General features: G+C 66.8%; 17 protein-coding genes. 12 read left to right on the plus strand and 5 right to left on the minus strand.

The features are described 5' to 3' along the window. Positions 1–179 precede the first annotated feature (179 nt). Complete coding sequence (locus tag ACPTTF_RS31620; RefSeq protein WP_166955298.1) at positions 180–1,196, plus strand: 1-aminocyclopropane-1-carboxylate deaminase; 1,017 nt, start codon at positions 180–182, stop codon at positions 1,194–1,196. A gap of 201 nt (positions 1,197–1,397) precedes the next feature. On the opposite strand, the gene ACPTTF_RS31625 is transcribed toward ACPTTF_RS31620, so the two are convergent. From ACPTTF_RS31625 to ACPTTF_RS31635, 3 genes are all read right to left on the minus strand, one after another. After that, the gene (locus tag ACPTTF_RS31625; RefSeq protein WP_423369599.1) at positions 1,398–2,426 is read right to left on the minus strand and encodes a hypothetical protein; all 1,029 of its coding nucleotides are present in this window, start codon (positions 2,424–2,426) and stop codon (positions 1,398–1,400) included. Positions 2,427–2,547: 121 nt separating this feature from the next. Further along, a complete protein-coding gene (locus tag ACPTTF_RS31630; RefSeq protein ID WP_166955300.1) occupies positions 2,548–3,375 on the minus strand; it encodes a hypothetical protein in 828 nt (275 codons plus the stop codon). Between the two features lie 120 nt (positions 3,376–3,495). Next, on the minus strand, positions 3,496–4,083 hold the full coding sequence (locus ACPTTF_RS31635; protein WP_166955302.1) for a tetratricopeptide repeat protein: 588 nt from the start codon (positions 4,081–4,083) through the stop codon (positions 3,496–3,498). Positions 4,084–4,441: 358 nt separating this feature from the next. On the opposite strand from ACPTTF_RS31635, the gene ACPTTF_RS31640 reads away from it, so the two are divergent. The 3 genes from ACPTTF_RS31640 to atsR are packed head-to-tail and all read left to right on the plus strand — an operon-like array spanning position 4,442 to position 7,686. Then, on the plus strand, positions 4,442–5,314 hold the full coding sequence (locus tag ACPTTF_RS31640) for a helix-turn-helix domain-containing protein (protein ID WP_423369600.1): 873 nt from the start codon (positions 4,442–4,444) through the stop codon (positions 5,312–5,314). Positions 5,315–5,360: 46 nt separating this feature from the next. After that, positions 5,361–5,861, plus strand: coding sequence for a molybdopterin-dependent oxidoreductase (locus tag ACPTTF_RS31645; protein ID WP_423369601.1), 501 nt, complete (start codon positions 5,361–5,363; stop codon positions 5,859–5,861). A 13-nt stretch (positions 5,862–5,874) separates the two neighbouring features. Beyond that, entirely contained in the window at positions 5,875–7,686 is a 1,812-nt protein-coding gene (gene atsR / locus ACPTTF_RS31650) for a hybrid sensor histidine kinase/response regulator AtsR (protein ID WP_423369602.1), read from the plus strand. A 57-nt stretch (positions 7,687–7,743) separates the two neighbouring features. Here the strand turns inward: atsR and ACPTTF_RS31655 are convergent, their stop codons facing one another. Then, positions 7,744–8,163 (minus strand): secondary thiamine-phosphate synthase enzyme YjbQ, encoded by a 420-nt coding sequence (locus ACPTTF_RS31655; protein WP_423369603.1) that lies wholly within the window; start codon positions 8,161–8,163, stop codon positions 7,744–7,746. Between the two features lie 10 nt (positions 8,164–8,173). Continuing rightward, positions 8,174–8,500: a thioredoxin family protein gene (locus ACPTTF_RS31660; protein ID WP_423369604.1), complete on the minus strand. Its 327-nt coding sequence runs from the start codon at positions 8,498–8,500 to the stop codon at positions 8,174–8,176. Between the two features lie 290 nt (positions 8,501–8,790). Between ACPTTF_RS31660 and ACPTTF_RS31665 the strand changes: the two genes are divergently transcribed. The 8 genes from ACPTTF_RS31665 to ACPTTF_RS31700 all read left to right on the plus strand — a co-directional run bounded on the left by ACPTTF_RS31665 (position 8,791) and on the right by ACPTTF_RS31700 (position 18,767). Then, positions 8,791–9,492 carry a flavin reductase family protein gene (locus tag ACPTTF_RS31665; protein WP_423369605.1) on the plus strand — a complete coding sequence of 234 codons (702 nt, stop codon included), beginning with the start codon at positions 8,791–8,793 and terminating at the stop codon, positions 9,490–9,492. Positions 9,493–9,693: 201 nt separating this feature from the next. Then, a complete protein-coding gene (locus ACPTTF_RS31670) occupies positions 9,694–10,026 on the plus strand; it encodes a DUF2322 family protein (RefSeq protein WP_423369606.1) in 333 nt (110 codons plus the stop codon). Positions 10,027–10,896: 870 nt separating this feature from the next. Further along, entirely contained in the window at positions 10,897–12,312 is a 1,416-nt protein-coding gene (locus ACPTTF_RS31675) for an undecaprenyl-phosphate glucose phosphotransferase (RefSeq protein ID WP_423369607.1), read from the plus strand. 46 nt (positions 12,313–12,358) lie between these two features. Then, positions 12,359–13,534: a polysaccharide biosynthesis/export family protein gene (locus ACPTTF_RS31680; RefSeq protein ID WP_423369608.1), complete on the plus strand. Its 1,176-nt coding sequence runs from the start codon at positions 12,359–12,361 to the stop codon at positions 13,532–13,534. Continuing rightward, positions 13,531–14,061, plus strand: coding sequence for a low molecular weight protein-tyrosine-phosphatase (locus tag ACPTTF_RS31685; protein ID WP_423369609.1), 531 nt, complete (start codon positions 13,531–13,533; stop codon positions 14,059–14,061). Before ACPTTF_RS31680 ends, ACPTTF_RS31685 begins: the two co-directional genes overlap by 4 nt. A gap of 4 nt (positions 14,062–14,065) precedes the next feature. Continuing rightward, positions 14,066–16,363, plus strand: coding sequence for a polysaccharide biosynthesis tyrosine autokinase (locus ACPTTF_RS31690; RefSeq protein ID WP_423369610.1), 2,298 nt, complete (start codon positions 14,066–14,068; stop codon positions 16,361–16,363). Beyond that, positions 16,360–17,616, plus strand: a complete 1,257-nt coding sequence (locus ACPTTF_RS31695; protein WP_423369611.1) for a glycosyltransferase family 4 protein — start codon at positions 16,360–16,362, stop codon at positions 17,614–17,616. Before ACPTTF_RS31690 ends, ACPTTF_RS31695 begins: the two co-directional genes overlap by 4 nt. Further along, a complete protein-coding gene (locus tag ACPTTF_RS31700) occupies positions 17,613–18,767 on the plus strand; it encodes a polysaccharide pyruvyl transferase family protein (RefSeq protein WP_423369612.1) in 1,155 nt (384 codons plus the stop codon). Before ACPTTF_RS31695 ends, ACPTTF_RS31700 begins: the two co-directional genes overlap by 4 nt. Positions 18,768–18,779: the final 12 nt, after the last annotated feature.

Genomic DNA, 18,779 nt, shown 5'->3' on the forward strand with positions numbered 1-18,779 from the left:
CGATTTCACGAATCAAAATTATCTCGATGCTCACCGTCACGTCGATAACGTAGGTCTTCACGATTTATTTCGCAAGCTCATTTCGCGCCGTCCTGTCTATCATTTTTCCATCGGGACACGGCGTGCGAGCAGCACCCGACCGATCCGGTTTCCTGCCCACCGCCTTTCGGAGCTTGTCGATGAACCTGCAACGTTTCCCCCGCTACCCGCTGACGTTCGGCCCGACCCCGATCCAGCCGCTCAAGCGACTGAGCGAACACCTCGGCGGCAAGGTCGAGCTCTACGCGAAACGCGAGGACTGCAACAGCGGCCTCGCGTTCGGCGGCAACAAGACCCGCAAGCTCGAATACCTGATCCCCGACGCGCTCGCGCAGGGTGCCGACACACTCGTGTCGATCGGCGGCGTGCAGTCGAACCAGACGCGCCAGGTCGCGGCCGTCGCCGCGCATCTCGGCATGAAATGCGTGCTCGTGCAGGAGCACTGGGTCAACTACGACGATCCCGTGTACGACCGGGTCGGCAACATCCAGCTGTCGCGCATGATGGGCGCCGACGTGCGGCTCGTCGCCGACGGTTTCGACATCGGCATCCGCCGCAGCTGGGAAGAAGCGATGGAAAGCGTGCGGCAGGCCGGCGGCAAACCGTATCCGATTCCGGCCGGCTGCTCCGAGCATCCGTTCGGCGGGCTCGGCTTCGTCGGCTTCGCCGAGGAAGTGCGGCAGCAGGAAGCCGAACTCGGCTTCAAGTTCGACTACATCGTCGTGTGCTCGGTGACGGGCAGCACGCAGGCGGGAATGGTCGTCGGCTTCGCGGCCGACGGGCGCGCGGATCGCGTGATCGGGATCGATGCGTCTGCAACGCCGGAGAAAACGCATGCTCAGATCACGCGCATCGCACGGCATACGGCCGAGATCGTCGAACTCGGGCGTCGCATCGACGAGCAGGACGTCGTACTCGACACGCGGTACGCGGGGCCGGAATACGGTTTGCCGAACGAAGGCACGCTCGAAGCGATCCGGCTGTGCGCGCGGCTCGAAGGCGTGCTGACCGATCCCGTCTACGAAGGCAAGTCGATGCACGGGATGATCGACAAGGTGCGGCGCGGAGAATTCGAGCCGGGCTCGAAGGTGCTGTACGCGCATCTCGGCGGCGTGCCGGCGCTGAGCGCGTATGCGGAGATTTTCCGGAACGGATGACGAGAGGTCCGTCGGGCGTCGGCACGCGAAATGACACGTGTGCCGATGCGCGACGACCCCTCAAACGAAACACCGCCGGCAAGCCGGCGGCAAAAGATGCGCCCAGGGATAACGTGGCGCATCTGAGGCACTCGATTCAGGCGGCGCGCGCCATGCGGCGGAGCACGGTCCGCATCATGCCACCGTGCCGCAAGCGTCCGCTCAGTTCTGCGTGAGCGGATTCAGCGTCGTGCACAGGAAGCCCGTGCAGTTCGTCGGCTTGAAGTAGAACGACGCCATCACCGGTGACGCCATGCCCAGCGCGATATCGCTCAGATACGCGGAACCCTGCGCGCCATACGTGTTCGATTGCTGGACGAAGCTGGCGCCGGTCGACTGGATCGCGGCCGACTGGTACGTGAAGGTCGGCGACTGCGTCTGGTCCTTCACGTAGACCCACGAGATCGTCGCGCCGAACGCCATCGCACCCTTCGCGCGATAACCCTTCGCCCCTTCGCTATTGGCCTGCGCGATGAAGTCGCTGACGGTCGACGTCGGCGCCAGCGCATCGTACGTATAGGTCGCGCTCGATGCGTTGTTCTTCATGTAGATGTTCGCCTGCACCGACGCCACTACGATCGGCCCCAGGAACCAGTAGCCCGACTGGCCCTGGCCGTTCGCCTGCGTGAGGAACGCGTTCGTGTCGGCGGGCAGCCCCGTCGTCGTATACGTGTAGGTCGCCGACGAGCCGCCGTCCTTGCGATAGAGATCGCCGTACGTGAGCGGCCCTTCGTAGCGGTAGCCGCTCGAGCCTTGCGCGTTGGCCGCGTTGACGAACGACGTCATGTCGGCCGGCGCCGTCTGCAGCTGGTACGTATAGGTCTGCGCGGTGCCGTCGTTCACGAAGACGGATTGCGTCCCGCCGTTGCCCGCGTTGTAGTAGTAGTCGCCAAGATAGCGGTAGCCCTTCGCGCCTTCGCTGTTGACCAGCGTCAGGAAGCTCGCCTTGTCGGCCGCGACGGGCTGCGCCTCGTAGCGCCACGTCAGCGTGCCGCTTCCCGACCCGCCGCTGCCGCTACCGCCACTGCCGCCGCTCCCCGTCCCGCCGGAACCCGTGCCGCCGGTTCCACCGGTTCCGCCGTTGTTGCTCGTGCCCGATCCGCCGCCAGCCGATGCGGACGGGGAATTGTCGTCGCCGCCGCAAGCGGTCAGCGCCAGGCAGGTCAATGCGATCAATGCAACGGCTTTCATCGGGGTCACCTCAAACGAAAAGGACGAACGAAGCCGGCACGCGCGGTTCCCCCCGCGCGCACGGACAGTCACGAATCAGGAATCGGGACACGGCCGGCGGCCCGCCGCCGGCCGTTGAACGTCAGTTGACCTGGAGCTGGCCACCGCGGCCGAGGCCGCCCTTGACGTCCTGCGCCTTGTAGCTGCGCAGCGCGACGACCATCTTGTTGTACGCGTCGATGAACGCGACGACGGTCGCCTTGCCTTCCGGCGTCGACGAGAAACCCGCGAGCGCGCCGCCGACGCCGCCGCCGAAGCCGCCCAGCGCCGCGCCGTAGTTGGTCGCCGTCGAGCTGCCTTCCGACGCCGCGATCTGCACGGCCGAGCGCACGTCGAACAGCGTCAGCGTGACGACCGATGCCTTCGTCTGCAGATGGCCGGCCACGGCCGCCACCGCGCTGTTGCCGATCAGCCCGCCGATCATGCTGCCGATGCCGCCGATCGGCGAATCGTTGATGACGATCTGCGGTTCCATGTAGTAGTCGGCCGCGACACGCTGGCCCTTCTGCTGCTTCGAACCCGCGCGGTATTCGCCCGAGTTGCGCTGCAACTGCGTGATGCGCGACAGGCGCGCGTCGCTCTTCTGGTTGCCGATCGACGTGATCACGAAGCAGTTCGACTGCTGGACGGCCAGGCGCAGCAGCGGGTCGATGGTCGTCATCTTGGTCGCGCTGCCGAACGGGCCCCACCAGTCGGCGTTACGGCCGTCGTCAACGGCGATCGTGCCGAGCGGCGACGCGCAGCGCTGCAGCCCCGAATCGGCGCCGGCGCTCGTGCCGCCCGCGGCGGCACCGGTCACGCCCGCGTTCTGACCGCCGGGCGTCACTACGCCGCCGCAGCCCGTCACGGACGCGCAAAGCGCTGCGACCAGCGCACCTTGAGTGAGACGTTGGGAAAGGTTGGTCTTCATGTCGTTGTCGATCGATTAGAGTCGTTGTTCGGCTTATGTGTTCGTGCGAACTTCGATAAGCCCCCCGGCTGGCGCGCGATGGTGGTCTCCCCGCTGCTGCCCCCGTTGCTTCAGGCCCGGTCAGTAGTACCAGTACGTCTGCTGCCAGACGCCGTAGTACGGATAGCCCGAGTACCAGTAGCCGTAATAGACGTCACGCCATTGCGTGCGCCATTTCCAGTCTTCTTCGTCTTCTTTCTTGGCCTTGCGTGCAAGGTCGAGCAGCTTCTTCGATTCCTTGTCGCCGCGGCCTGCCGCGATCGACAGCCACTTCTCCGCTTCGCGCGCGTCGGAGCCCATTTCCTCAAGGCCGAACAGGTAGAAACTACCGAGCGCCTTCTGCGCCTGCAGGTCGCCGCGCTCCGCTGCGTCGCGCATCCACTTGAGTGCCTGGTAGCTGTCCTGGCGCACGCCGTCGCCGCGGAAATAGCGCAGGCCGAGGTCATACGCGGCCTTCGGCTGGGTCTTCGCGGTCTGCTTCAGCGCAGCGATACGCGGGCTTTCCTGGTCTTCCGAATCGTCCCTTTTTTGATAGGACACCTGATCTTTAGGACGATCGGAACAACCTGTGTCGTCGCAGATCCGCACCGTGTTGCTGGTGGCGGACGGATCCTGCGCGCACGCGGCCAATAGCAACAGCAGCCCCGGTGCGAGTAGACGGCGGTACATTGGTACTTTCCTCAAGTTTTATTGGCGCCGCAATTCTTCGAGCCTTTCACCCCCGTGAGCTCGCACCCGGTGGCGCGCGGCGCAACGGATACAATCCGCCACGCCGACACGCAATCCAAGGCTCTCTCAGGTTCTCTCTTCGAATCGTTCAGTCACCGCTTCATTGTTGTCGCTTTTCGTTGTACCGGCTCCCGCCGGCTGCGATCTCCAAACATGACGCGACAAACAAAGGTGACGTGGTGAGCAATAATAATGGAGAAAAATGGCATGTCAAGGTCATTCGTCTTTTCAAAGCTTGCATGACGCGTCACTTTTGATATGCTCTTCCTCGCCAAAAACCCCTGGAGACCCCATCGAGATGTCCAACAGCGAGCAGGCCAACGTCGATCTCATCACCGCCAACAAGGTGCGCGACCTACTGAACCGGAACGGCATTCCGCCGCGAAGTCACAACACGACGATCGCGAATGTGCTCGGCCTCAGCTTCTCGGTCGTCACGCGCAAGATGAAAGGCCTGATTCCGTGGAACCTGTCGCAGTTGCAGGACATCGCGACGCACTTCGGCGTGCCGCCCGCGATCCTGCTCGACGACAAGGGCACGCAGCCGGCCGCCGCCGAGATGATCGAGGCGACGCTCGTGATCGAGTCGCGACGTTTCCGCTGCCGCGCCGCGATCTCGACCAAGGCCAGCAGCCAGATCGAAACGGACTTCGTCGCGCTGCAGTGGCAAGGCGAATGGCTCATCACCGAGCGCCAGCACGCGCGCGAGGGCCGCACCTATCCGGTCGACGTGATCGAGCTGCGCTCGGCCCAGCCGAACGTGTACGCGGCACGGATCGCCGTGGTCGACGATTCGCGGGACGTCGCCGAAACGGTCTGCGAGTATTTCATCGAAAAAGGCGTGAACGCGATCCCGTATTTCGACGGCGCCACGTTCCGCAAGGCTTTGGAAGTCGAGGATTTCGATGGCTACATCCTCGACTGGATGCTCGGCGACCAGACCGCCGCCGATCTCGTGCGCGGCATCCGCTCGAGCGAGAACAGCGGCGCCCCGATCTTCCTGCTGACCGGCAAGATCTCGACCGGAGAAGCAAGCGAGGACGAGATCGCGCACATCGTGTCGCACTACAACGCGCGCTGCGAAGAAAAGCCGGTGCGCCTGCCGATCCTGTTCGCCGAAGTCGCGCGCGAACTGAAGATCGCGCTGCCGGCCGCCGCCGCCGCGAACTGAAACCAGAACAACAGACAACCCACAATTACACGACCGAGGGAAAGCCATGCGAATTTCGACCATCTGGGCCAGAAGCCTGCTGACAGCCTGCCTGCTCGGCATGGCCGCGGCGTCATGGGCCGCTTCGTTCACGTTCACCGTCGACGGCAAGATCGACAAGAGCAACCAGTCCGGCAAGACGGCCTACGTGTTTTCCGAACAGGCGCTGATGGCGCTGCCGCAGCACACGATCGTCACGTCGACGAGCTGGACGCCGAAGGCGACCTTCACTGGCCCGCGCCTGTCCGACATCCTGAAGACGGTCGGCGCGCACGGCACGCAGATCGAATTCCGCTGCGTCGACGAATACACGTTCACGATTCCCGTCTCCGACGCCGACCGGTACGGCGTGATCCTCGCGCGGACGATGAACGGCAAGGTGCTCGGCAACGACAACTACGGCCCGCTGTGGATCATGTATCCGCGCGACGAGTATCCCGACGAACTGAAGACGCCGCTCGGCGAAGCCAAGTTCGCCTGGCAGATCATCGGCCTGACGGTGAAGTGAGCCGGCTCGCGAGATGAAGCGTCGGCGATGGAAAAACCGGAAAATCATCCTGGTCCTCGGGTCGCTGTGGATCATGGGGTTCGCCGCGTGGGCGTTCCTGCTGTGGGACCTGCTGGCGACGTCGGTCAACGAGGGCGTGCTCGAAGGGCCGCGTGAAGGCGTGTTCTGGACGGCCGCGCAATACCGGAACGTCTATACGCGCTTCGACCGCCAGCTGATTCTCTACGCCACGCACGAGGACGACGACTTCGACCACGTGCAGATGCAGCTCGACAGCCTGTCGGTGTCGTTCGGGTTCCTGCAGCGGCCGTCCGAAGTGTCCGAATACTGGCTGCGCATCCCGCGCGCGCGCAACGAGATCGAGGCGCTCGGCGAATTCATGGCGCGCCTGAAGCATGACGTGCCGCTGCTGCGCGATACGCCGAAGAACGCACAGCGCGTGATCGACGACGTCGACGCGTACTGGCCCAAGGTCAACAGCCTCGCGAACTACTTCCGCGCGATCGAGATGGCGCAGCGCGACTTCACGTTCCATCAACTGAAGGAAAAGCAGCGCGCGATCCTGATCCTCGGCATCGTGCTCGGCGTGATCCTCTGCGCGCTGTTCCTGCTGCTGTTCTATACGATGCGCACACGCGACGACCTGCTCGAACGGCAGGACGCGGCGCTCGATGCGGAACGCAAGGCGTCCGACCGTGCGTTCGAGATGATCGAGGCGAAAAACGCCTTCCTCGGCATGGTCAGCCACGAGCTGCGCACGCCGCTGCAGGCGATCTGCGGGTCGATCGAGATCCTGCTCGCGCGCCCGCAATCCGACGCGAACCTCAAGACGATCCGCCGGCTGCAGAACTCCGCGCTGTCGCTCGAAGCGCTCGTCAAGGACTTGACCGACTACATCAAGCTGCGCTCGACGAAGCGCCTCGCCGAACTCGAAACCGTCGGCATGGCGTCGCTGCTTGCCGAAGTGATCGAGCCGCTGCGCGAGAAGATCGCGGCCAAGCGGATCGTGATCACGCAGCAGGTCGAGCCGCACGGTCTTGCCGTCCGTTCCGACCGCAAGCTGCTGCGGCAGGTGCTGTCGAACCTGATCGAGAATTCCGTGAAGTACACACTCGGCGGGTCGATCGACGTATCGATCACGCGCGCCGATGTACCGGCCGGCCAGCAGTTGACCATCTCGGTGCGCGACACGGGCGCCGGCATCGCGAAACAGCATCTGTCGAAGATCTTCGAGCCGTTCTACCGCGCGAACGATGCGATCGGCCTGCATGTCGACGGGATCGGCATGGGGCTCGCCGTCGTGCGCGAAATCGTGACGACGCTGCGCGGGCATGTGGATGTTCGGAGTGTGGTCGGCGAAGGCAGCGAATTCGTCGTGACGCTGCCGGCCGAGGTGCCCGACACCCACGAAGCAGCCGGCGATGTGCCCGCGCTGCCACAGGCCGCCGCGCACCGCGACCGGCGCGCGCTGGTGGTCGACGACAACGACAACGCACGCGAAACGCTCGGTGCGATGCTGTCGGCGCTCGGCATGGACGCCGATCTGTGCGGCACCGGGCAGGAGGGCATCGCGCGCTTCGGCACGGGCCGCTACGACATCGTGGTGCTCGATCTCGAACTGCCGGACCTGAGCGGCTTCGAGGTCGCGCGGCGCATTCGCGCGGTCGCGGTACCCGACGACGACGGCCGGCATCCGGCGATCCTCGGCGTCAGCGCGTACGAATCGGCCGCGCTGCGCGAGAACAAGCAGGTGTTCGACGAATTCCTGCCCAAACCTGTCCACCTGCGCGAACTCGGCGCACTCGTCGAGAAACTGCTCGCCTGAGCCAGTGCACAGCGTGCGAACGCGCACGGCATCACACGCTACCGCTCACCTTCCTGGTTACTCGCCGATCAGGTGCAGCACGATGTCGCGCCGGTGCTCCGCGCGGCGATGCTCGAACAGGTAGATTCCCTGCCACGTGCCCAGCACCATCCGCCCGTGCTCGACCGGGATCGACAGTTGCACCTGCGTGAGCGCCGTGCGCAGATGCGCGGGCATGTCGTCGGCGCCTTCGGTGTCGTGTTCGTAGCGCGTGGCATCCTCGGGCGCGAGCGTCGCGAAGTAGCGTTCGAGATCACGCCGCACCGACGCATCGGCGTTCTCCTGGATCAGCAGCGACGCCGACGTATGGCGGCAGAACACGGTGAGCAGGCCCGTACGGATCGCCTGCTGGTCGACGAACGCGCGCGCCTGCGACGTGAATTCGACGAGGCCGCTGCCGTGCGTGTCGACGGCGATGTGGGTGATGGCTTGTTGCATGACCGTGACGTCAGGCCAGCGCGGCGAAGCCGTCGGCTTCGATCTGCTTCGCGTCGGTGGGGCGCACGACGCGCGCGACTTCGACACCATCGCGCAGGAACACCAGCGTCGGCCACAGCTTCACGCGAAACGAGCGGCCGAGCGGGCGGCCCGGGCCGTCCTCGATCTTCAGGTGCCGCACGGCGGGATGGGCAGAGAACGACGCGACGATCGCGGGCTGCGCTCCCGCGCAGATGCCGCACCAGTTCGCGCCGAATTCGATGACGGTCGCGCCGGTCAGCGCGTCGACTTCCGCGCGCGTGGGCGCTTCTTCGGAATAGCGTTGCGGGGTGTGCATCGGGGGCCCTCGTGTGGAATACCGGAACGTGACCACGCCGGGTCGGCAGGCGCGGTCGGTGATGTCCTACTGTAGCGGAAAAGCAAGCGCGATGCCGGCGCACGCGGACGCGCAAGCCGGCGGTTTCGATTGCCTGCCGTCTTCCGGGCACCGCCTGCGCATGACGCGCCATTCCCGTTCCTCGATCTCGCTGCCGCCATCCGGATGAAACAACAAGAATCGGAGCGCCGGGCCGCCGCGAGAGGATCAGCATGCGGACTGATCCCCTCAACGAAGCGACGACCCCGACCATGAATGCTCCGCATTGCGTCACCGAACCGAACATCCTTTATTTCGGCACGCCCGTCGTGCTGGTCAGCACGCTGAACGAGGATGGCACGGCCAATCTCGCGCCGATCTCGTCCGCATTCTGGCTCGGTTGGCGCGGCGTGATCGGCATCGCCGCCAGCTCGCAGACCACCCGCAACCTGCTGCGTACCGGCGAATGCGTACTGAACCTGCCGGCGTCGGTGCAGGCGCCCGCGGTCGACCGGATCGCGCGCACGACCGGCACGTATCCGGTGCCCGATGGCAAGCGCGCGAGGGGCTACATGTACGAACCCGACAAGTTCGGCACAGCCGGACTCACCGAAGCGCCATCGCAAACCGTATCGCCGCCGCGCGCGCTTGAATGCCCGGTGCACATGGAGGCGGTCGTCGCGGCCACACACGGCATCGGCGAAGAAGCGCCCGACCTGCGCGGCCACATCCGCGTATTCGAGTTACGCATCCAGCGCGTGCACGTGCATCCCGACCTGCTGATGGACGGGCATCCGGATCGCATCGACCCAGACAAATGGTCGCCGCTGATCATGAGCTTCCAGAAGTTCTACGGCCTCGCACCGCACCAGGTGCACGCGTCGCGGCTCGCCGAGATTCCCGAGCGCGCGTATCGCAGCCCCGACATCGAGCGCTCGCGCCACGCGGGTGTGCCGGCCGACGCCGGGCGGTAACGAAACGCGATGTCGCGGGCCGCGCGCTCGCCGGTGCCGGTGCCGCCCTGTTGATTCCCGCGTCGCTCGCGATCGTCCGCGTGATCGGGCGCGATCCGGCCGGTCGCTCGCGTCGCGCACGGCCGTCGCACCGAAACCGATCGGATAAGATACGGCCGGCCACCTTCATTGGCCCATGACCGAACCGACGGAGTGTTTTCAGTGATTCAACCGACCCCAGTATTCAAGGACAACCTCGCGCAACTGCCGGCCATCGACGGCATCGCGCGCATCGATCTCGTTGGCGCGACCGGCGACGTGGTCGCCAGCATCGAGAATCAGCCCGGCAAGCAAGGTTCGCTCGCGGTGTACAACTACCTGAAGCAAGCCTTCGGTGTGCTCGACGCAAACGCAGCCGAGCACGGCCTCGCGGTGTTCGCGGAACACACCGCCGATGCACGCAACCGCCCCGGCGCGCACCCGAACGTCGATCGCCTGCTCGCGATCGTCGCCGGCGGCGAAGCGCTGCGCATCGACGTCGCCGCGAAGGGTTGAAAGACAGGCGGGACAACGATGCCGACCATGAGTGCATGGCACGCTCATGCATCTCTTCGATGGGCGCCAATGCATGCCGCATCGTCGTCCCGCCCGCAAAACCGCAGCAATTCAGTCATGCCTGATCGGCCGCAGGCAAGCGTCAGCAACGACGCAACGCTTGCGTCGAACACGCGCGGTCGCCAGCCTGCGTGTCGGCCCGACCTGATGAAACGCGTGCCCCTGCCCATGCCGTCACGCAGGCGACCGCATTCATGCGATCAATGACGGCGTCGCGCGCAAGTCATCATTTTTTCGCTTTGTAGTCCTGATTTCGGCATGACCTCGCACCGGTCGCCCACGCCGCCGCCTGCGAATCACTTCGTCCATCACGCGCCGGCGCCGAATTTTTGCGACGCATCGCAAATCGCCCTACCCGAAACCGCATGCCGCCCCGGCATCGCCGGCTACCGTCCCGCCCCTTGCCCATGCCGGCGCGCTTCTCCGCGCCCTGCTCCGACGACTGGGTCAATCGAGGCCTGTTCGTTCGCGGCACACGCATCTCAAAAACCCGGTCTCATCGCATTCGTACGTGTACCAGTTGCATACGAGGTCATTTAATACGCGTCCCATTTAAATCCCTTCCCCGGTTGACGAAAATTGATTCCGGTCGAGTTGATTCAGACGCGTCGCATTGATCAGGCCTCGTTCACGAATGCCTCAATGCGCTGCACGCGACCAACCGATAAGGCAGGCGGCGCTCCCTCCCCGCATCTCCCCTTCCCGTGAAACGGAAGCACTGACACCGCTCGGCACTCCCGTGCCGCGACGCGTTGTGTCGTGCGAAGGGTGACGCACGCCCCATCAGACAAATACGGTAGTGAAGGATATATGCATACGGCACTCGAAGAGCGGCGCCCCGCAGCGCCGCAGGCAGTCGATGGGCTGCTCGCACGCATCGTCGACGTCACGCTGATTGCGGTCGGTGCTGCTGCGGCGGCCCGTTTTTTCCCCGGCGACGATGTCGATCCGTCCAGCTGCGTGGCGATCGTCGCCAGCACTGCGGCGTTCGCGACGGTCTTGTTCCCGGCGTTCGGCATGGCCCGCACACCGCACCGTCGCGCGAAATATCGCGTCGCCATCCTGACCTTTACGGCATGGCTGATCGCACTCGCGGGGTCGGCGATCGTCATGTTCGCGATGCACGGCGCGTTGTCCGTGCCGCTGAACGGGTTCCTGTTCTGGGCGGCGGCAAGCGGCATCGCACTCGTCGCGTTTCGGCTCATCGCATGCGCGACGCTCGAACGGATCGTCCACCACGGCGAACGCGTCAGGCAAGTCGCGATCGTCGGCGGCGGCGCGCATTGCGCCGCAGTGCTCGAACGGATCGCGCAATCGCCGTCGGCGAGCTATCGCCCGGCAGCCGTGCTCGATCCGGATTGTTCGGCGCAAGGCAGCGCAATCGGCATCGATGTTTTTCAGACGCTGGATGCATTCGCCGCGCACGTGCGGGCGCAGGCGATCCCGGAAGTCTGGATCGCACTGCCGATCACCGAAACCGGTGCCGTCATTCACGTGCTCGATGCATTCCGGCACGACCTCGTGAACGTCCGCCTCGTGCCCGACGTCAGCCAGCTTGCGATGTTCGACGGCGAAATGGTCGACCTGGTCGGCGCGCCGGCGATCAACCTCGTCGCGTCTCCGCTGTCGCCTCGCGCGCTGGTTCAGAAAGCGATCTTCGATCGGCTGTTCGCGGCGGCAGTGCTGGTCGGTACGGCACCGCTGCTGCTAGCGATCGCGGCAGCCGTCCGGCTGTCTTCGCCCGGCCCCGCGCTGTTCCGTCAGCAACGCAAGGGCGCGGACGGCAAGGCGTTCTCGATCTACAAGTTCCGCACGATGCGGATTCATGCAGACGCGGACGGCGGCGTGCGGCAAGCGACGCCCAACGATCCGCGCGTGACCCGCATCGGTGCATTCCTGCGCCGCACGAGCCTCGACGAGATGCCGCAGTTCATCAACGTGCTGCGCGGCGAGATGTCCGTCGTCGGCCCGCGTCCGCATGCGCTCGAACATGACGACCTGTACCAGACCATCGTCGACGGCTACATCCATCGCTACCGCGTCAAGCCCGGCATTACCGGCTGGGCGCAGATCAACGGCCTGCGCGGCGAAACGGATCGCGTCGAGAAGATGCAGCGCCGCGTCGAAGCCGATCTGCATTACCTGCGTAACTGGTCGTTCGCACTCGATATGCGGATTGTCGTCGCGACGATCGCGTGCGGCTGGACACATCACAACGCGTACTGATCACGCATAGGGTGCCGCCGCGCGGCGCCCATTCCTGGAGAAAGCCATGCCTATGGAATCCGCCGCACGCGCGCGGACCGGAGCCGCGCGCCCGCGCGGCGCCCGCCTGTTGCCGATACTGTCGATCGCGACGCTCAGCGTCGCGCTGTCCGCCTGCGCGCTCGCCCCCGGCATGCGGATGGTCGAGCCGCTCCCGCCATCCGCGACGGATGCCCGGCCCGACGGTGAAGCGCCGCATTACGAGATCCGGAAAATCGGCCCCGACCTGATTCGCCAACTGAAGGCGCAGGCGGCGCAGCAACTGGCCGCGCAAGTCGACCTGCTGACGACATCGCCGGGCGCGTACCGGATCGGCCCGGGCGACGTGCTGCAGATCACCGTATGGGATCACCCCGAGCTGGCGGCCGCGCAAGGCGCGGCGACGCCGAACGCGCCGCACGCCGCCGATCCCGTCACCGGCTTCGTCGTCGATCAGAACGGCGACCTGACGTTCCCGTTCGCCGGCCGGGTTCGCGTCGCGGGCCTCACCGCCGACGCCGCGCGAACGCGCGTCGCCGATGCGCTCGCGCGTGCCTACCGCAATCCGCAGGTCACGCTGCGCGTCGCGTCGTTCCGGTCGAAGCAGGTCTACATCGACGGCGAAGTGCGCGCGCCGGGCAACCAGCCCGTCAACGACGTGCCGATGACGCTCTACGAAGCGCTCGGTCGCGCAGGCGGCCTGAATCCGGCCGCCGACCAGAGCCGCATGACACTCGTGCGCGATGGCGTGTCGCATCCGCTCGACCTGACGCAGTTGCTGCGCCAGGGCCGCAATCCGGCCGACATCGTGCTCGCCGCCGGCGATCTGCTGCATGTGCCGAGCCGCAGCGACTACGGCGTCTACGTGATGGGCGAGGTCAACAAGCCGTCGCTCGCGCTACCGCTGCGCGACGGCGGGCTCACGTTGTCCGACGCGCTGTCGCAGGCCGGCAGCGTGAATCCGAACACGGCCGACGCCGCGCAACTGTTCGTGATCCGCGGCTCGCAGACCGACAGCCCGCAGGTGTTCCACCTCGACGCGCGCTCGCCGGTGTCGATGGTCCTCGCGAACGAGTTCGAGCTGCAGCCGAAAGACATCGTCTATGTCGACGGCAACAGCCTCGTGCGCTTCAGCCGCGTGCTGAGCCTGCTGCTGCCCGGTGTCAACTCCAGCGCCATGGCCGCGGCGCTCGCCATCAAATGAGCGCGCTCGCCACCTTGCTCGTCGTGTGCGTCGGCAACATCTGCCGCAGCCCGATGGCTCAGGCGCTGTTCCGCGCGCGCCTGCCGGGTGTCGACGTGCAGTCGGCCGGCCTCGGCGCGCTCGTCGGGCATCCGGCCGAGCCTTTCGCCGTTGCGCTGATGCGCGAACGCGGCCTCGACATCGCCGCACATCGCGCGCGCCTGCTCACACCGCCGCTCTGCGCGCAAGCCGACCTGATCGTGACGATGGAGCGCGTCCAGAAGCGCGCGCTCGAGCGCCGCCATCCGTCGCTGCTGGGCCGCGTGTTCACGCTCGGCGAATTCTGCGCGGCGCCCGGCCACGCACGTCCGGGCTTCGACGTGCCCGATCCGTATTGCGGCACGCGCCCGTTGTTCGAGCAGAGCCTTCAGCTCATCGAGCACGGCGTCGACGACTGGTGCGCGCGCCTCGCGTCGGCCACGCAGCCCATCGCCTCGACGGACGCCGCCTCCCCGCCGCCTGCCGCTTCCTCCCGATTTCCGGACTGAACCGATGATGCCAACCTCTCCCCCTCCGCGCATGCCCGAGCATGCCGACGAGATCACGCTGGCCGGCGTGATCGACACGTTCGTCTCCCATCGCTGGCTGATCGCGTGCGTCACCGCTGCATGCGTCGGCGCCGGCACGCTGTACGCATTCCTCAGCCATCCGCAATACCAGGCCGACATCCTGCTGCAGATCGAGGACAGCGGCGACGCATCGGCCGCGAAGAGCCTGCTCGGCGACGTGTCGTCGCTGTTCGACGTGAAGTCGACGGCCGCGGCCGAAGCGCAGATCCTCGCGTCGCGGCTCGTCGTCACGCGCGCCGTCGACGATCTGCGCAGCTATATCGACGTGCGGCCGAAGCGCTTTCCGGTCGTCGGCGATTTCATCTCGCGTTTCAACCCGGATGTCGCGCGCCCCGGCGTGCTGGGCCTCGGCGGTTATGCGTGGGGCAACGAGCGCGCCGATCTCCCCCGCTTCGACGTGCCGAAACCGCTCGAAGGCGACCGTTTCGAACTGACGGTGCTCGACGGCGGACGCTACCGGCTCTCGGGGCCGGGCCTGTCCGCGCCGGTCGTCGGGCAGCACGGCCGGACGGAAACGTTCCGGACGGCAAACGGCCCGCTCGTCGTCGAGCTCGCGCGCGTCGACGCGCAACCCGGCACGCGTTTCACGGTCGTGCGCCAGTCGCGCGCGGAGACCATCGACACGCTGCGCCGCACGCTCGACGTGCAGGAGAAGGTCAAGCAGTCGGGTGTGATCGTCGCGACGCTGCGCGGCCCCGATCCGCAGCGCGTTCAGGCCACGCTGCAGGCCATCGCGAGCCACTACGTCCGACAACACATCGAGCGCCGGTCCGCCGATGCAGCGCAGTCGCTGGCGTTCCTCAACACTCAACTGCCGATCCTCAAGAAGCAGCTTCAGCAAGCCGAGCAGCGCTATACGGACATGCGCAACGCGCACGGCGCAGTCGACCTGACCGAGGAAGCGAAGCTGGTGCTGCAGCAGACTGCCGACGCAAAAACGCGCCTGCTGGAACTGCAGCAGAAGCGCGACGAGATGGCCACGCGTTTCGCGCCCGGGCATCCCGACATGATCGCGATCGACGCGCAGATCGGCACGCTGCGACGCCAGCAGCAGGACGTCGAGCAGCACGTGAAGCGCCTGCCCGATCTCCAGCAGAACGCGTTGCGGCTGATGCTCGACGTCAAGGTCGACACGGATCTGTATACCGCGCTGCTCGGCAACGCTCAGCAGCTCGAACTGGTGAAGGCGGGCCGGACCGGCAGCGTGCGGCTCGTCGACGCGCCGACCGTGCCCGACGAGCCCGTCCGCCCGAAGCGGACCATCGTGATCGGCGCGGCCGCGCTGTTCGGTCTCGTGCTGGGCGTCGGGCTCGCATTCGCGCGCGATTTCCTGTTCGGCGGCGTCGACAGCGCCGACGAAATCGAGCGCCACCTCGGCATCAACGTCTACGCGACGATTCCCGATTCGCCGGAGCAGCGGCATGTCGCACGCCGGATGGCCGCCCACGCGCCGGGCCCGCATCTGCTGAGCGTGCGCGATCCGCACGACGCGGCGATCGAAAGCCTGCGCAGCCTGCGCACCGCGCTGCGCTACGCGATGCAGGGCGCACGCAACAACGTGCTGCTGCTGAGCGGCCCGGCACCGGGCGCGGGCAAGTCGTTCGTGTCCGCGAATTTCGCGGCCCTGCTCGCCGCGAACGGGGCACGCGTACTGCTCGTCGACGGCGATCTGCGCAAGGGGTATCTGCACGACTATTTCGGCGTCGCGCGCGAGCGCGGCTTCGCCGAGATCGTGTCGGGCGACATCGCGCCGCACGACGCGATTCACACGAGCGTCGTGCCGAACCTCGACTTCGTCGCGACCGGCGCATTGCAGCCGAACCCCGATGCGTTGCTCGCCGACGAGCGGATCGCCGCGCTGCTCGGCGATTGGTCGGCGCGCTACGACGCGGTGGTCATCGATTCCGCACCGATTCTCGCGGTCGCCGATGCGGTCGTGCTCGGCCGGCATGCCGGCGCCGTGCTGCTGGTCGCCCGCGCCGGCGCAACGCGTCTCGCCGAACTGGGCGAAGCCGCGCGACAGCTCGCGCACAACGGCATCGCGACAGCCGGCGTGCTGCTCAACGGCGTCATCCCGCGCGCGGGCCGTTACGGCGGCCGCTACGGCGCCTACCGCTATACGCGATACGGCAACGCGCCGCGTCGCGACACCCATTCATCGCCGGCACGCCGCGCACTGCGTGCGCTGACGGCACGGCTTCGCCAAGGAGGTTCGCGATGAGCGACACGATCGATCTCGGGCGCAACGCGCGCCCCGCCACGGACGCATCCCGAGCGCCCGCCCTCACCATGCCGCCCGGCCCCGCCGCGCGCACGGCCCACGGCCCGCATCCGCGCCTTCGCATCGCGCTTGTCGTCGAAGCAGCGGGCGGCGGCGTCGCCGTTCATCTCGCCGACCTGATCCGCGGCCTGAGCGCGCACGACGGCATCGAACTGCATCTGATCATTCCGCAAGGCCCGCGTTTCGACGCATCGATTCTCGACGCGAGCGTACTCGCACATTGCCGATCCGTTCACGCGGTGCCGATGCGGCGCGCGGTCGGCTGGCGCGACGCGATCGCCGTCGCCCGACTCTACCGGCATCTGCTGCGCATCGGCCCCGACATCGTGCACAGCCACAGTTCGAAGGCCGGCGCGATCGCGCGCCTGTGCATCGGCCCCTGGCGGCAGGTGTATACGCCGCACGCGGTGTATACGCTGAACCCGTCGCTGCGCGGCTGGCGCCGCCGCTTCTACGGCACGGTCGAGCGCGTGCTCGGCTGCCTGCGCTCGAGCCGGATCGTCGCGGTCTCGCGCGACGAGGCGGCGCATCTGCACGACACGCTCGGTATTCCGGACCACCGCATCGACACGATCGTCAACGGCGTGACGCCGCCGCGGCTGATGCCGCGCGACGACGCGAGGCGCGCGCTCGGCTTGCCGCGCGATGCGGTCGTGGTCGGCTTCGTCGGTCGTCTCGAACACCAGAAGGGCGTCGACCGGCTCGTGCGCATCGCGCGCGGCGTCCATCGCCGGTGCGGCAGCGCGGTGCAATTCGTCGTGATCGGCCCCGGCGATTTCGACACGGCAGCCGGCCCCGATGCCGACGACGTGCCGCCGAACCTGCGCGTCGTCGGCGCCGTGGAAGGCGCGAATCGCTACTTCTCCGCGTTCGACCTCTTTGCGCTGCCGAGCCGCTACGAAGGCTTTCCGTACGTCTGCCTCGAGGCACTGGCCGCGCGCGTGCCGATCGTCGCATCGAACGTGGCCGGTGCAGCCGAACTGATCCGCTCGCACGACATCGGCCTCGTGGTACCGAACGACGACGACACGACCGACTTCATGCACGCCGTCGTCACGCTCGCTGACGACACGGCGTTGCGGCGCGGCATGCGCGCGAATTGCGCGCACGCACTCGAACACTATTCCGCCGCCGCGATGGTCCAGCGCACCCTCGCGCTCTACCGCAACGTCGCTCACCAGGAACCGAAATGACCCCGACCACCCACATAGCACTGTTGCATGCGTACAGCGCGCGTAATTCCGGGGACGGCCTGCTGGTCGATCTGTCCGTCGGGTTGCTGCGCGAGGCATTCGGGGATGCAATCCGGATCTCGATCGTCGCGGCTGATCCGGCTTCGTTTCCCGCCTACGACGACGTCGCCGCGGCACCCGTGCTTGCCGACCGCGGCACGAGGCGGGTGACAGGCGCGGCCCGCTTCGTGCTGCCGGTCCACGCGAACAGGAGGCTGCACGACTTGCGAGGCCTGCTCGATCGCGTCGATCTAATCGTCGGCGTCGGCGGCGGCTATCTGCGCGCGCTCAATTGCCTCGAGGCACTGAAGCTGGAAGCTGGCCATCTGCTGCAGATGCGCGCGGCGAAGGCCTCGGGCAAACCGGTCGTGTACCTGCCGCAAAGCATCGGCCCCGTGCGGCCGACGTGGCCCGTGGGCACGCACCTGCGCCGCCTGCTCGCATCGTTCGACACGGTATTCGTGCGTGACGACCGCTCGTCCGCGTTCCTTGCCGCCAATGCGAACACGCGCCGCGCGCCCGATCTCGCCGTGCTGGATTTCGAGCGCCGCAGCAACACGATCCTGCAGCGGGCCGCCCGCTCCGGCGACAGCACGCGGCATATCGCATTCGTGCTGCGGCGCCCGCCGGCATGGAGCCGCTCGCAGTGCGCGCGTTACGCCGCATCGGTCGCGCGGCTGATCGAGCGCGTCCGCCCGTACTGCCGCATCTCGTTCGCGGTGCAGAGCGCCTGCCGCGGCAACGACGACGCCGCGTACTACCGCGACATGGGCATCCAGGACGCGCTCGTGCCGCTCAAAACGCTGCTCGCGCACGATGCGCCCGACTGGGTCGTCTCGGTGCGCTTGCACGGCGCGCTGGAATCCGTGCTGCAAGGCGTGCCGGCGTTCCACGTCAGCTACGAGCGCAAGGGCTTCGGCGCGTATGCGGATCTGCATCTCGACGACTGGGTCGTCAACGGTGCGGCGTTCGATTCGGACACCGTCGCCGACAGGATCCTCGCCGACGGCTCGGCAACCGCGTTCTGGCAATCGGCCCGCACGGGGCTCGACCGGATTCGCACCGCGCGCGAACACGTGGTCGACGCGTTGCGCGCGGCTCGATACGCGTGACGACCTGAAGGC

This window comes from Burkholderia crassaminum (assembly GCF_964265005.1).
GTDB lineage: Bacteria > Pseudomonadota > Gammaproteobacteria > Burkholderiales > Burkholderiaceae > Burkholderia.

What these genes read in the sequence shown, in the direction of transcription:
- ACPTTF_RS31620 (WP_166955298.1), top strand. Translation starts at nt 180, where the DNA reads ATGAACCTGCAACGTTTCCCCCGCTACCCGCTGACGTTCGGCCCGACC.
- ACPTTF_RS31625 (WP_423369599.1), bottom strand. Translation starts at nt 2,426, where the DNA reads ATGAAAGCCGTTGCATTGATCGCATTGACCTGCCTGGCGCTGACCGCT.
- ACPTTF_RS31630 (WP_166955300.1), bottom strand. Translation starts at nt 3,375, where the DNA reads ATGAAGACCAACCTTTCCCAACGTCTCACTCAAGGTGCGCTGGTCGCA.
- ACPTTF_RS31635 (WP_166955302.1), bottom strand. Translation starts at nt 4,083, where the DNA reads ATGTACCGCCGTCTACTCGCACCGGGGCTGCTGTTGCTATTGGCCGCG.
- ACPTTF_RS31640 (WP_423369600.1), top strand. Translation starts at nt 4,442, where the DNA reads ATGTCCAACAGCGAGCAGGCCAACGTCGATCTCATCACCGCCAACAAG.
- ACPTTF_RS31645 (WP_423369601.1), top strand. Translation starts at nt 5,361, where the DNA reads ATGCGAATTTCGACCATCTGGGCCAGAAGCCTGCTGACAGCCTGCCTG.
- atsR (WP_423369602.1), top strand. Translation starts at nt 5,875, where the DNA reads ATGAAGCGTCGGCGATGGAAAAACCGGAAAATCATCCTGGTCCTCGGG.
- ACPTTF_RS31655 (WP_423369603.1), bottom strand. Translation starts at nt 8,163, where the DNA reads ATGCAACAAGCCATCACCCACATCGCCGTCGACACGCACGGCAGCGGC.
- ACPTTF_RS31660 (WP_423369604.1), bottom strand. Translation starts at nt 8,500, where the DNA reads ATGCACACCCCGCAACGCTATTCCGAAGAAGCGCCCACGCGCGCGGAA.
- ACPTTF_RS31665 (WP_423369605.1), top strand. Translation starts at nt 8,791, where the DNA reads ATGAATGCTCCGCATTGCGTCACCGAACCGAACATCCTTTATTTCGGC.
- ACPTTF_RS31675 (WP_423369607.1), top strand. Translation starts at nt 10,897, where the DNA reads ATGCATACGGCACTCGAAGAGCGGCGCCCCGCAGCGCCGCAGGCAGTC.
- ACPTTF_RS31680 (WP_423369608.1), top strand. Translation starts at nt 12,359, where the DNA reads ATGCCTATGGAATCCGCCGCACGCGCGCGGACCGGAGCCGCGCGCCCG.
- ACPTTF_RS31685 (WP_423369609.1), top strand. Translation starts at nt 13,531, where the DNA reads ATGAGCGCGCTCGCCACCTTGCTCGTCGTGTGCGTCGGCAACATCTGC.
- ACPTTF_RS31690 (WP_423369610.1), top strand. Translation starts at nt 14,066, where the DNA reads ATGATGCCAACCTCTCCCCCTCCGCGCATGCCCGAGCATGCCGACGAG.
- ACPTTF_RS31695 (WP_423369611.1), top strand. Translation starts at nt 16,360, where the DNA reads ATGAGCGACACGATCGATCTCGGGCGCAACGCGCGCCCCGCCACGGAC.
- ACPTTF_RS31700 (WP_423369612.1), top strand. Translation starts at nt 17,613, where the DNA reads ATGACCCCGACCACCCACATAGCACTGTTGCATGCGTACAGCGCGCGT.